This is a genomic window from Paucibacter sp. B51 (assembly GCF_027863535.1).
In the GTDB taxonomy this organism is placed as follows: domain Bacteria; phylum Pseudomonadota; class Gammaproteobacteria; order Burkholderiales; family Burkholderiaceae_C; genus Paucibacter_A; species Paucibacter_A aquatilis.
In genome coordinates this window covers 2,971,347-2,983,686 of sequence record NZ_JAPIVN010000001.1, presented here as the reverse complement: position 1 = coordinate 2,983,686, position 12,340 = coordinate 2,971,347, and the positions used below count along the sequence as shown (strand labels likewise).

6 protein-coding genes, 1 pseudogene and 1 other annotated feature are annotated in these 12,340 nt (G+C 61.0%); of the genes and pseudogenes, 6 read left to right on the top strand and 1 reads right to left on the bottom strand.

From position 1 onward, the window contains the following. Positions 1-13 precede the first annotated feature (13 nt). Positions 14-3,949, bottom strand: coding sequence for a hypothetical protein (locus OOB33_RS12790; protein WP_271008959.1), 3,936 nt, complete (start codon positions 3,947-3,949; stop codon positions 14-16). Positions 3,950-4,264: 315 nt separating this feature from the next. On the opposite strand from OOB33_RS12790, the pseudogene OOB33_RS12785 reads away from it, so the two are divergent. From OOB33_RS12785 to nirB, 6 genes and pseudogenes are all read left to right on the top strand, one after another. After that, a pseudogene (locus OOB33_RS12785) lies at positions 4,265-5,433 on the top strand (IS3 family transposase). Continuing rightward, positions 4,492-4,608 (top strand) — a sequence feature (AL1L pseudoknot). (Overlaps the previous pseudogene by 117 nt.) Before the next feature lie 587 nt (positions 5,434-6,020). Next, on the top strand, positions 6,021-6,629 hold the full coding sequence (locus OOB33_RS12780) for an ANTAR domain-containing response regulator (protein WP_271008958.1): 609 nt from the start codon (positions 6,021-6,023) through the stop codon (positions 6,627-6,629). Positions 6,630-6,929: 300 nt separating this feature from the next. Next, entirely contained in the window at positions 6,930-8,159 is a 1,230-nt protein-coding gene (locus OOB33_RS12775) for a CmpA/NrtA family ABC transporter substrate-binding protein (protein WP_271008957.1), read from the top strand. An 8-nt stretch (positions 8,160-8,167) separates the two neighbouring features. After that, positions 8,168-9,073 carry a nitrate ABC transporter permease gene (ntrB, locus tag OOB33_RS12770; RefSeq protein WP_271008956.1) on the top strand — a complete coding sequence of 302 codons (906 nt, stop codon included), beginning with the start codon at positions 8,168-8,170 and terminating at the stop codon, positions 9,071-9,073. A gap of 12 nt (positions 9,074-9,085) precedes the next feature. Beyond that, positions 9,086-9,886 carry an ABC transporter ATP-binding protein gene (locus OOB33_RS12765; protein WP_271008955.1) on the top strand — a complete coding sequence of 267 codons (801 nt, stop codon included), beginning with the start codon at positions 9,086-9,088 and terminating at the stop codon, positions 9,884-9,886. After that, complete coding sequence (nirB, locus tag OOB33_RS12760) at positions 9,883-12,315, top strand: nitrite reductase large subunit NirB (protein WP_271008954.1); 2,433 nt, start codon at positions 9,883-9,885, stop codon at positions 12,313-12,315. Before OOB33_RS12765 ends, nirB begins: the two co-directional genes overlap by 4 nt. Positions 12,316-12,340 lie beyond the last annotated feature (25 nt).

The following is a 12,340-nucleotide window of genomic DNA, read 5'->3' as shown; positions in this document are numbered from 1 at the left end:
TAGATCAATAAGTTCAAGGAGTGACGTGCTGTGCTATGCGCTTGCCGCCGAGGTAGATGTACTCGACCAACCTATTCGCTTGACTTGGCGAGAACTCGATCAGTTGATTGCCTTTCGCGTCGTACATCTCGTAGCGCTTGACGCCGGCTTTCTGCACCGACGAGCGACGATTGCTCGCGTCGTAGCCGTAAGCGATCGAGAGGCCGGGAGAAGCGCAGTTCACGCATCGAAGGTTCGGTACCCCGTCATATGTGTAGGTGTTCCCGGAACCACTGACGATGTTCCCGTGACTGTCGTAGCCATAGCTCGACACCCGACTGCCGGACACGCCGGTTAGTCGATTGGCGCTGTAGGTGTAGTACAAACTCAAGGAGCCGAGAACCTGGCTTGTGATGTTGTCGGCCATGTCATAAGCAATGGTGCCAGCGCCCCACGGGCCACTGATCGACACCAGTCTATTGAGGCCGTCGTAACCCATGCTGCGGTTGTAGCTAGCGTCCGCCGAGTCAGTGATGGTCTTTAGATTGCCAACTCCGTCATACGTGTAGGCGCCACTGGAGTAGATCACGCTGGCTTTGCTCGTCACAAAGCTGCCAGGCCAAAGACGCGACGTCTGCCCGTAGGCCGTCACCGTTCCATTGGCATAGTGGATCTGTCTCACTTGGCCGCTTGGCCAGTAGGTCACCGAGTTGACATATCCAGAGACCTGCGTCGGTCGACCAAGAACGTCAGGCTGGTAGTTCACCAAGCGCCCCGAACGGGGATACCTGAGCGCACTCAACTGATCGTTGGTGTTGTAGACATAGCCCGCAGTCAGCACGTGCCCGTCCACGGTCAAAGACTCGCTCGTCAGATTGCCGTTGTCGTCATAGCCATAGCTTCGGTTTCCGGTAGACGAACTGGCCGTGAGAAGCTTGCTCAACCTGTTGTAGGTGTTTGTGACACCCGGAGTCACGCCTGGGTAGGCGATGGAAATCAGACGGTTCTGCCCGTCATATCCATAGTTAGTGACCTCCGACGAGCCCACCGTACGGCTGGTCATATTGCCCGCAGCATCCCGACCATACGTGGTCGTTCCGACCTCTGGCTCAGTCACCGATGTCAAGTAGTAGTTGGCGTTGTAGCCATAGCTACGAGTCAAGCCCGCCTGCTGAACTGACGTCACAAGGTCCCGAGCGTTTCGCTCGAATCGGATCGCGCTGTTGGCATCAGAGGTCAGAACTGACCGAACCAGAAACGTCTGGCGCGGATCACCATACGAGCGGTACTCATGGAGAGTCTGCACATTGTTCTCATCGGTTACTCGTTTCGCACCGGCCGAAAAGAGATAGGTCTGGTAGCTGCTATCGGCGTTCTCCAGCCTAACTATCCGATCCAGCGGATCGTACTGATAGGTCCGCCCGGTGCTGACATCAGGATCTGACTCAAACGTTCTGCGGCCCAACTCGTCGTGGCGGAAGCTGGTCGTAATGCCGCCAAGAGTCACGCTTTCAGGTCGTCCGAAGCCGTCGTACTGCGTCCTCTCCACCAAGGCTCCGCGCGTGGCCGTTTTGGTAGTCGCTGAATAGCTGATGCTCTTGGGATTGCCGATCGGATAGGTGATCGACGTAAGACGGTTCAGACCGTCGTAGGTGTAGCCCGTCGTCTTGCCCTCTCCGTTCTGCTCGGACACAACGTTGCCCGCATCATCAACGACACGAACAATGTTGATTCCTTCAGGCTGACTCTCGCGCTGTGGCGTTCCTCGCTTGTAGTCGGAGTAGGTGTGAACAAGATTGCGCGGCAAGGTCTTCGTCGCGATATTGCCTTGGCCGTCATAGGTATAGCTCGTTACCACGCCGTCGACATTCTGCGAAAGCAAGTTGCCATTGGCATCGAACTCCCGCAGCGTTGAGCCGCCGACAAAGGTCTCATCCTTGACAATGCCGAACAGCGATTTGCTGGCACTGTTGAAGTAAGTCAGCGAGGTGTTCCTGTTGCCACCATTTGGGCCCACCTCTTGCTTCTTGGTAGGTTTGCCGTAATCGTTGAAGCCGGAGTAAGTCGTCGTATATGTGGCTCCGTCCATGAGGACGACACGCTTGGTCATGTCCGATACGTACACGGGCACGTTGTAGATCTTGTCAGACGTCGGAAGCCCGTTACTAAGGCTCCCAACCATGGGAACGCGACCCAACGTCACTGAGTAATCCAGCAGATCTGCTCGTTTACGCCCGGTCCACTCGTAGTCGACCTGGTAGCCAATTGACGGAATGGACTCAGAGGCTATGCGCCCCAGCTTCCAGGAGTCGCCTACGAGATTCTGCTGGGTGTACACACCGCTAGGGTCGCAAGATGCATCGTCCAACTGATCATGCAGCGGCCTAGACGCCCATTTCGCTGGCACAAAGTAGCCAGTGCCATAAAACTTATAGCTGTGAACGCCGTCGGGACCCGAGATCGAAGTTCCGTCCAACTGCCCACTACCTCCAAGGGAGTAGACATAGTTCCAGACGCCACCGTCGCTGCTTGCCTTTCGAGCTACGCGGAGGTTCTGATTAAACAGCTTGTTGATCAGCGGCGGAGCAAACTCAAACACATCACGACGCTGCGCCTTGCACGAAAGTCCCTGCGGCGCGCGCCATACAGAGACCAACGGTGAGGCCTCGTACTCGTAGTCCAAGCGCCCACCTGTCGGGTAGACGACACCCTTCAGCCGATTTGAACGCCCCTCAACCGTCGTGTATCCGTATTCCGATAGAGCAGGCGTTCTCGTGTAGGTCCAGTATTCTTCATCCGGCAAGTACATCGCCCAGTTGGTCAGCCGCTGGATCGGCCGGGCGGGATCGTTTTCAACTTCCGGGTAATAGTCGAATTGCCACTGCGTCTGATCAGGCAGCGTGACCGAAGTCAACAGTCCTTCGATTTGGCTGCTTCCGATCGTATAGCTAACGACGGCGTTGGACGTCTCCACATGCGACAGAACCGTTTTTCGGACGGTGAGGCTGGGCAGGTCGATGAGGTAGTTATCTTGGTACTGAAAGTCGACAAAGCGGCCGTCCGAGGCAGTCACCCGCTCCGGCTCACGGAACCCCAGATCCAGCGAGTAGGCATACGAGCCAGGCTTGGGTCGCTGCGAAAAGGTTGAGTTTCGATAGGTGATGGTGTACCAATTGCCGTTGGGATCGGTCACACGCGTAGCCTGGAGCACTAGCTCCATCTTCAGGTCCTTGGGACCGGTTTTAGGATTGGGCGGCCGGTTCTCCCAGAGCTCGCCCAACGTATGGATCAAGCCGTCTGGTGACTTCAAGGTGTAGCTACCACCTGCGCACGTCAAGGACCAACCGTCCGGCGTCATCACGGCCGATGTAGTGCTGGAGTAATGCATTGGACGCGACGTCCCGTCTGGCATCTCAAGCATGTAGTTACCTGGGCTAGCCACCACCCCTTTGCACAGCGGGTCGTACTCGCGCAGATAGGGCTCGTCCGATCCAATGAGGCTGATCCGGACAATCGGAGCGACGGCAATCTTCCATCCTAGGCCAAGCACCTGACCATCGCGGGGATTGGAGTACTCGATAACACCTCGCAGAGGACTGAAGCCTTGGATTCGCGAAACGTCATAGCTCCGTATCACTTGGATGTTGAAGCCAGCGGAGCCCGGAATCATTGCATCCAGGTAAGTGATCGCAAGGTTCCCGCTGTGTGGATCAATGCGTTCGATTGCGCCATGAGTCGCAACCCAGCTGGGCTCCACAACCTTGAACGCGCTTTTTGGGTCAGCGTCCTCGGCATTGGCAGTGCCTGCATGCGACGGGCAGCTAGCTGCTGCGAGCACAAGCGTAGCTGCAACTCCAAGAACGCGAATCGCAAAGACTTCCAGCAGGTTCTGCTTCTGCTCGTTGGCGGAAGCGAGCGACAAGACTTCGCCCACGGCTCGCAGTTCGAGCCTCGATGAATGCACGGTCATTTCTCTCCCTCTTGATGGTCGCGAGTCGCGCGGGAGGACCCCGCACGAGCGTTTGCCTAGCTTCTCGACGGGTTGGCTCTGTCGGCTGCCTAATCGATTGCCAAGAAATTATAAATACAAATCATTCTCAGTTGCATTAACTATTTTGATACAAACCATACAATCCAATAGCAATCCAAACCCTGCTGTTGGCGAGGCACCCCACCCGCAACGGCTGAAACGCCCCACGGTTTCGAGGGAGCTCCAGCCAAAGAGAGTGGCGCCATGAAGAAGTCCCCGAAGTTCTCGCCTGAAATGTGAGAACGCGCCGTTCAAATGGAGCTGAAGCACCGGACAAAGCACCCGTCGCAGTGGGCGTCCATCGAGTCCGTCGCCGACAAGATCGGCTGCGTGCCGCAGACCTTGCACACCTGGGTCAAGCAGCACGAGGTCGATGCCGGCCAGCGAGACGGTGTCTCGACTGCGGAGGCTCAGCGCATCAAGGAACTGGAACGAGAGGTGCGCGAGCTGCGCAAGGCCAACGAGATTCTGAAGCTGGCCAGCGCGTTTTTCGCCCAGGCGGAGCTCGACCGCCGCATCAAGTCCTGAAGGATTTCATCGACCAGCACCGCCAGCAGCTTGGGGTCGAGCCGATCTGCCGCGTCCTGCAGATTGCCCCATCGGCGTAATGGCGCCACGTCGCGTGCCAGCGCAGCCCGGCCTTGCGCTCTTTGTGAGCTCAGCGCGACGTGCAACTGCTACCGCAGGTGCAGCGCGTCTGGCAGGCCAACCATCAGGTCTACGGCGCCGAGAAGGTCTGGCGCCAGCTCAACCGCGAAGGCGTCGCCGTGGCGCGCTGCACCGTCGAGCGGCTGATGCGCCAGCTCGGGCTGCAGGGTGTGCGCCGAGGCAAGGCCGTGCGCACCACCATTCCCGATCTCAAGGCGCCATGCCCGTTGGACCGCGTCAATCGGCAGTTCCGGGCCGAGCGGCCGAACCAGCTGTGGGTCTCGGACTTCACCTATGTCTCAACCTGGCAGGGCTGGGTGTATGTGGCGTTCGTCATCGACGTGTTCAGCTGGCGCATCGTGGGTTGGCGTCAGAGCAGTTCGATGCACACCGAGTTCGTACTCGACGCATTGGAGCAGGCGCTGTACGACCGCAAGCCGTCCGATGGCCTGGTGCATCACTCCGACCGCGGCTCGCAATACCTGTCGATCCGCTACAGCGAGCGGCTGGCCGAGGCCGGAATCGAGCCCTCAGTGGGCTCCAAGGGCGACAGCTACGACAAGGCACTGGCCGAGGCCATCAACGGGCTGTACAAGGCCGAGGCTATTCACCGGCGCGGGCCGTGGAAGACCAAGCAGGCGGTGGAACTGGCAACACTGGAATGGGTCGCTTGGTTCAACCATCACCGGCTGATGGGACCACTGGGCCATGTGCCGCCTGCTGAGTTCGAAGCCAATTACCATCGTCACCGCGCTGGTCAGGCCGCGACCGCCTGACTTAAACCAACAGGCCTCCTCGGAACCCAGGGTGATTCATGCGCTGGGTTTGACCTTCAGACCATAAGGCCAAATTCCCGATCACCACATACAAGCGCAATGACTAGAACTGCATTGCCGCACGCCTTCTAGTGTTCTTACTACTGTCAAATGATGAGTCCAATGGCAGACCAGCAGAGCAGACTGATCCCATGCCAGTAACGACAATCATCAGCAGAGGTTTCCGACCATTTGCATCATTTATCTTGCAAGTTGGTCGACGGAAGAAATCAGCCTCAGCACTGCTCGCAGCTCGACCCGTGTGACATCCAAACCCTAGGTTTGAAATCCAAGCCGGAAAATGCCCTAGGGCATCCACCCAGTCAATTCGATATCACTGAGCTGGACCAATCAGCCAATTGGACCAGTTCACTCAGCAACACGCTGCACTGGTAGACGAGTTGGCCGAAGCTGCCGAAGACCTCAACAAGCAGGCAAGTCAGTTGGTTGGCGTCGTGGGGTTCTTTAATGTCGTGAGTCATCATCTGCAGAACGTCAGGCTGGATTCGTCAGCCGACAGGCACGAATTTTGCGTCGCATTGGCCACCATGCCAAGCCTGCCACCTAACGCCCCAGTGCTTCGTGTGCTGTTGATCAACGACGGCGCCCACCACTTGCAACTGATTCAGCAAGAGTTGGCGACGCAGGGCTGCGAGGTTGTAGGGGTGATTGCTGAAGCCACCCTAATTCACGACTGCGTGCTGCGCCTGCAGCCCGATGTGGTCATCGTGGACAGTGCCTCACCCTCGCGCGACACCCTGGAGCACCTGGCCACGCTCAACGAGCGCATGCCTCGCCCGGTGCTGGTGTTCTCGGAAAGCAGCCGCGATGACCCAATGCGCCATGCGCTCAAGGCCGGCGTCAGCGCCTATGTGGTGGCGGGGCTGCAAAGCGGGCGCCTGGCCGGCGTGATGCAGGTAGCGATTGCCCGCTTCGAGCAAGACCTTGCCCTGCGTCAGGAGCTGGGTCGCACGCAGGCGCAGCTGGCCGGACGCAAACGCATTGAAAAGGCCAAGGGCATCTTGATGCGCCAGCTCACGCTGGACGAAGACGGCGCCCACCGCCAGATGCGCCGCATGGCCATGGACCGCGGCCTGCCCCTGGGGGAGCTGGCCGACCGCATCATCGACGCCCACAATCTCTTGCGCCCGATTTGATGCCACAGCGCACCATGCTGGCACATCAGGGCGCTCGAAAGTGCACGCAATGCGTGCATTACGGGCCGCCAGCCCGGGCAAAGCGCTGGCACGCTTCCTGCGTAATGAAAGCTGCGGCCCGCAACGACGTGGGCTGGTAAGACCGAGTTTCCTGCACCGCATTTTTCTTTCGGGCAAAGGCGTCCGACCGTTCAACCCAGCCATTTCTTGGCGCCGGGCTTGAAGGTCGCGACGCCTTTTTTCGTTTTGTCTTGGAGATTTTTATTCATGCACAAGGTCAAGCACGCCATGGAGGGTTTGATGAGCGAACCACGTCGAAAACTGCTGCTGGGAGCCGCCGCTGCGGCCGCTCTGCCCGCCGCGTCAGCGGTATCAACAGGTGCTTGGGCCGCCGGCTCCGACAAGCCCGAAAAGGAAGAAGTGCGCATCGGCTTCATTCCGCTGACCGACTGCGCCTCGGTGGTGATGGCCTCGGTGCTGGGCTTTGACAAGAAGTACGGCATCAAGATCGTCGCCAGCAAGGAGGCCTCCTGGGCCGGTGTGCGCGACAAGCTGGTCAACGGCGAGCTCGACATGGCGCACGCCCTCTACGGTCTGGTCTACGGCGTTCACCTGGGCGTGGCCGGGCCCAAGAAGGACATGGCCGTGCTGATGACGCTCAACAACAATGGCCAGGCCATCACCCTGGCCAAGAAGCTGGCCGACCAGGGCGCGGTGGATGGCGCCTCGCTGGCCAAGCTGATGCGCCAGGACAAGCGCGAATACACCTTCGCCCAGACCTTCCCCACCGGCACGCACGCCATGTGGCTGTACTACTGGCTGGCCGCGCATGGCGTTCACCCGCTGAAGGACAGCAAGGTCATCACCGTGCCGCCGCCGCAGATGGTGGCGAATATGCGGGTCGGCAATATGGACGGCTTTTGCGTGGGCGAACCCTGGAACCACCGCGCCATCATGGACGGCATCGGTATCACCGCGGCCACCACCCAAGACATCTGGCCCGACCACCCCGAGAAAGTGTTGGCCTCCAGCGGCGACTTTGCCAAGAAGAACCCCAACACCGCGCGCGCCGTCATCATGGCCGTGCTGGAGGCCAGCCGCTGGATCGACTCCAATCTCCAGAACAAGCTGAAGATGGCCGACACCATCGCCGACAAGGCCTATGTCAACACCAGCGCCGAGGCGATCAACCAGCGCATCCTGGGCCGCTACCAGAACGGCCTGGGCAAGACCTGGGACGACCCGCATGCGATGAAGTTCTTCAACGACGGCGCGGTCAACTTCCCTTTCTTGAGCGACGGCATGTGGTTCCTCACCCAGCACAAGCGCTGGGGCTTGCTCAAGGAGCACCCGGACTATCTGGCCGTGGCCACGCAGATCAACCAGATCGAGCTTTACAAGCAGGCTGCAAGCCAGCTCAAGATCACCGTGCCCAAGGAGGCGCTACGCAGCGCCAAGCTGCTGGACGGGGTGGTATGGGACGGCAAGTCGCCGGCCAAGTACGCCGATAGTTTCAAGCTGAAAGCCTGAGGCCCATCATGGTGAGCGCCGTGTTCCATTCGCCGCGTGGCGATGATGATGAAGTTCTTGCCCCGGCCGTGCCAGCGCCACGGGCGGCCCGCTTGGCCCGCAAGCCTGGGGCCAAGGCCAGCCCCAGCCAGCCTGGCTTCGACTGGCATGGCCTGTGGATGAAGCTGCTGCCGCCTGTGCTGGGCCTGGCCTTGATGACCGGGCTGTGGGCCATGTTCACCCTCAAGACCAGCAGCGGCATCCCTACGCCGGCAGCGACCTGGGACTCGGCCGTGCAGCTGTTTGCCGACCCCTTCTACCGCCGCGGCCCCAATGACCAAGGCATTGGCTGGAACATCCTGGCCTCGCTGCAACGCGTGGCCCTGGGGTTTGGCCTGGCCGCTGCGGTAGGCATCCCTTTGGGTTTTGTGATCGGCCGCTTTGAGTTCATCGGCCGCATGGTGTCGCCGCTGATCAGCTTGCTCAAGCCGGTCTCGCCGCTGGCCTGGCTGCCGATTGGCCTGCTGGTGTTCAAGAGCGCCAACCCGGCGGCGATCTGGACCATCTTCATCTGCTCGATCTGGCCCATGGTGGTGAACACCGCCGTCGGGGTGCAGCGGGTGCCGCAGGACTATCTGAACGTGGCCCGGGTGCTCAAACTGTCGGAGTGGAAGGTCATCACCCGCATCCTGTTGCCCGCCGTGCTGCCCTACATCCTCACCGGCGTGCGGCTCTCAGTCGGCACCGCCTGGCTGGTGATCGTGGCGGCCGAAATGCTGACCGGTGGCGTGGGCATCGGCTTTTGGGTCTGGGATGAGTGGAACAACCTCAATGTGGCCCACATCATCATCGCCATCTTCGTCATAGGCATCGTCGGGCTCTTGCTCGAATGGCTGCTGATGAGCGTGGCCCGGCGCTTCTCGTTTGAAGACTGAAGGAGGTTCCCGATGAGCCAAGCATTCATCGAAGTCCAGGGCGCTGAGATGGTGTTCAGCACCCGCAAGGGCCAGTTCCACGCCTTGCGCGACATCCATCTGCAAATCGAGAAGGGCGAGTTCATCACCCTGATCGGCCACTCCGGCTGCGGCAAGTCCACCTTGCTCAACCTGATCGCCGGCCTGCTGCAGGCCAGCCAAGGCGTGCTGCTGTGCGACCGGCGTGAGATCAATGCGCCCGGACCGGAGCGCGCCGTGGTGTTCCAGAACCATTCCCTGTTGCCCTGGCTGAGTTGCTTTGACAACGTTTACCTGGGCGTGGAGTCGGTGTTCGGTGCCAGCGAGCCCAAGCCTAGGCTGCAAGAGCGCACCCAGTCTGCGCTGGAACTGGTGGGCATGGCCCACGCCAGCGCCAAACGCCCGCATGAAATCTCCGGCGGCATGAAGCAGCGCGTGGGCATCGCCCGCGCCCTGGCGATGGAGCCCAAGGTCTTGCTGATGGACGAGCCCTTTGGCGCGCTGGACGCCCTGACCCGCGCCCATTTGCAAGACGAGCTGCTGAAGATCGTGGCCCGCACCCAGAGCACCGTGGTGATGGTGACCCACGATGTGGACGAGGCCGTGCTGCTGAGCGACCGCATCGTGATGATGACCAATGGCCCGGCCGCCACCATCGGAGAGATCTTGCGCGTGGACCTGCCCCGGCCGCGCGAGCGTGTGGCCCTGGCCGATGACAGCCATTACCTGAGTTGCCGCAAGGCGGTGATCGACTTCCTCTACACCCGACATGCCCGCAGCGAGGTGGCCGCATGAAGACCAAGAAACTCAAGCTGGTGCTGATCGGCAATGGCATGGCCGGCGTGCGCACGCTGGAAGAGCTGCTCAAGATCGCGCCCGATCTCTACGACATCACCGTCTTCGGCGCCGAGCCCCACCCCAACTACAACCGCATCTTGCTGAGCCCCGTGCTGGCGGGTGAGCAGACTCTGGACGAGATCGTGCTCAACCCGCTGGACTGGTATGTCGAGCACGGCATCACCCTGCACCTGGGCAAGATGGTGACGCAGATAGACCGGCAACGCCGCAAGGTGGTGGCGGCCGACGGCACCGAGGCCGACTACGACCGCCTGCTGATCGCCACAGGCTCCAGCCCCTTCATCCTGCCCGTGCCCGGCAAAGACCTGGACGGCGTGATCGCCTACCGCGACATCGCCGACACCAACGCCATGATCGATGCAGCCACCCGATACCAACACGCTGTTGTCATCGGCGGCGGCCTGCTGGGACTGGAGGCCGCCAACGGCCTGATGCTGCGCGGCATGCAGGTGACGGTGGTGCACCTGGGCGACTGGCTGATGGAGCGCCAGCTCGACGATGTGGCCGGCGACTTGCTGCGCCAAAGCCTGCAAGCGCGCGGCCTGCGCTTCATGCTGGGCGCACAGACCCAGGCCTTGATCGGCGGCAAGGACGGAAGGGTGATGGCGGTTCAATTCAAGGACGGCAGCGAAATCCCCGCTGACCTGGTCGTGATGGCCGCCGGCATCCGCCCGAATACGGCATTAGCGGAAAGTGCCGGCCTGCTGTGCCAGCGCGGCATCGTCGTCAGCGACACCTTGCAAACCGCCACCGACCCGCGCATCTACTCGGTGGGCGAATGCGCGGCCCACCGCGGCATTGCCTACGGCCTGGTGGCGCCACTGTTCGAGCAAGCCAAGGTTTGCGCCACCCATCTGGCGCAGTTTGGCATCGGCCGCTATCAGGGCTCGCAGACCTCAACCAAGCTCAAGGTCACCGGCATCGACCTGTTCTCCGCCGGGGACTTCATGGGCGGTGAGGGTAGCGAAGAAATTGTGATGAGCGACCCCTTCGCCGGTGTCTACAAAAAGCTGGTGATCAAGAACGACCGCCTGATCGGCGCCTGCTTGTACGGCGACACGGTGGACGGCAGCTGGTACTTCAAGCTCTTGCGCGAAGGCCGCAAGGTGGCCGACATCCGCGACAAGCTGATGTTCGGCGAAAGCAATATCGGCGACGTCGGCCACCAGGGCCACAACAAGGCCGCCGCCATGCTCGACAGCGACGAGGTCTGTGGCTGCAATGGCGTCAACAAAGGCACGATCTGCAAAGCCATCAAGGACAAGGGCTTGTTCACCCTGGACGAAGTGCGCAAGCACACCAAGGCCAGTGCCAGCTGCGGCTCCTGCACCGGCCTGGTGGAGCAGCTGCTGATGTTCAGCGCCGGTGGCGACTATTCGGCCACGCCGAAGAAAAAGGCAGTTTGCGCCTGCACCGAGCTGAGCCACCAGGACGTGCGCGATGCCGTCCGCCAGCAGCATCTGATCAGCCTGCCCCAGCTCTACAGCGCCCTGGCCTGGCGCAGCCCCAATGGCTGCGCCACTTGCCGCCCCGCGCTGAACTACTACCTCACCTCCACCTGGCCCAAAGAGGCCGAGGATGACCCGCAATCGCGCCCCATCAACGAGCGCAGCCACGCCAATATCCAGAAGGACGGCACTTACTCGGTGATCCCCCGCATGTGGGGCGGCGAGACCACGGCCGATGAGTTGCGCCGCATCGCCAATGCGGTAGACAAGTACAAGATCCCCACGGTCAAGGTGACCGGCGGCCAGCGCATCGACCTGCTGGGCGTGAAGAAGGAAGACCTGCCGCAGGTCTGGGCCGATATCGGCATGCCCTCGGGCCATGCCTATGCCAAGGCCTTGCGCACAGTGAAGACCTGCGTGGGCAGTGAGTGGTGCCGCATGGGCACGCAAGACAGCACCCAGATGGGCAAGGACCTAGAGCGCGCCATGTGGCGCATGTATGCGCCGCACAAGGTCAAGTTCGCTGTCTCGGGCTGCCCGCGCAACTGCGCCGAAGCCGGCATCAAGGACGTCGGCATCATCGGCGTGGACAGCGGCTGGGAGCTTTATATCGGCGGCAACGGCGGCATCAAGACCGAGGTGGCGCAGTTCTTCGTCAAGGTCAAAACGCCTGAAGAAGTGATGGAAGTCACCGGCGCCTTCATGCAGCTCTACCGAACCGAAGGCTGGTATCTGGAGCGCACGGTGCACTACCTGGCCCGGGTCGGCATGGACTATGTGAAGCGCCGCATTCTGGACGACCGCGACGGCCGCCGCACCCTCTGGGACGAACTGCAATTCGCGCTGGCCGGCGAGCCCGACCCCTGGTTCGACTTCGCCAAGGCCAAGGTCGATTTGCGCCAGTTCGAGCCGCTCTGAACCCCGCCATCACACCGACAGACGT

Bases quoted from the DNA above. Each gene is read 5' to 3' on its own strand.
- ntrB (WP_271008956.1), top strand. From the start codon at position 8,168: ATGGTGAGCGCCGTGTTCCATTCGCCGCGTGGCGATGATGATGAAGTT.
- nirB (WP_271008954.1), top strand. From the start codon at position 9,883: ATGAAGACCAAGAAACTCAAGCTGGTGCTGATCGGCAATGGCATGGCC.
- OOB33_RS12775 (WP_271008957.1), top strand. From the start codon at position 6,930: ATGAGCGAACCACGTCGAAAACTGCTGCTGGGAGCCGCCGCTGCGGCC.
- OOB33_RS12765 (WP_271008955.1), top strand. From the start codon at position 9,086: ATGAGCCAAGCATTCATCGAAGTCCAGGGCGCTGAGATGGTGTTCAGC.
- OOB33_RS12780 (WP_271008958.1), top strand. From the start codon at position 6,021: ATGCCAAGCCTGCCACCTAACGCCCCAGTGCTTCGTGTGCTGTTGATC.
- OOB33_RS12790 (WP_271008959.1), bottom strand. From the start codon at position 3,949: ATGACCGTGCATTCATCGAGGCTCGAACTGCGAGCCGTGGGCGAAGTC.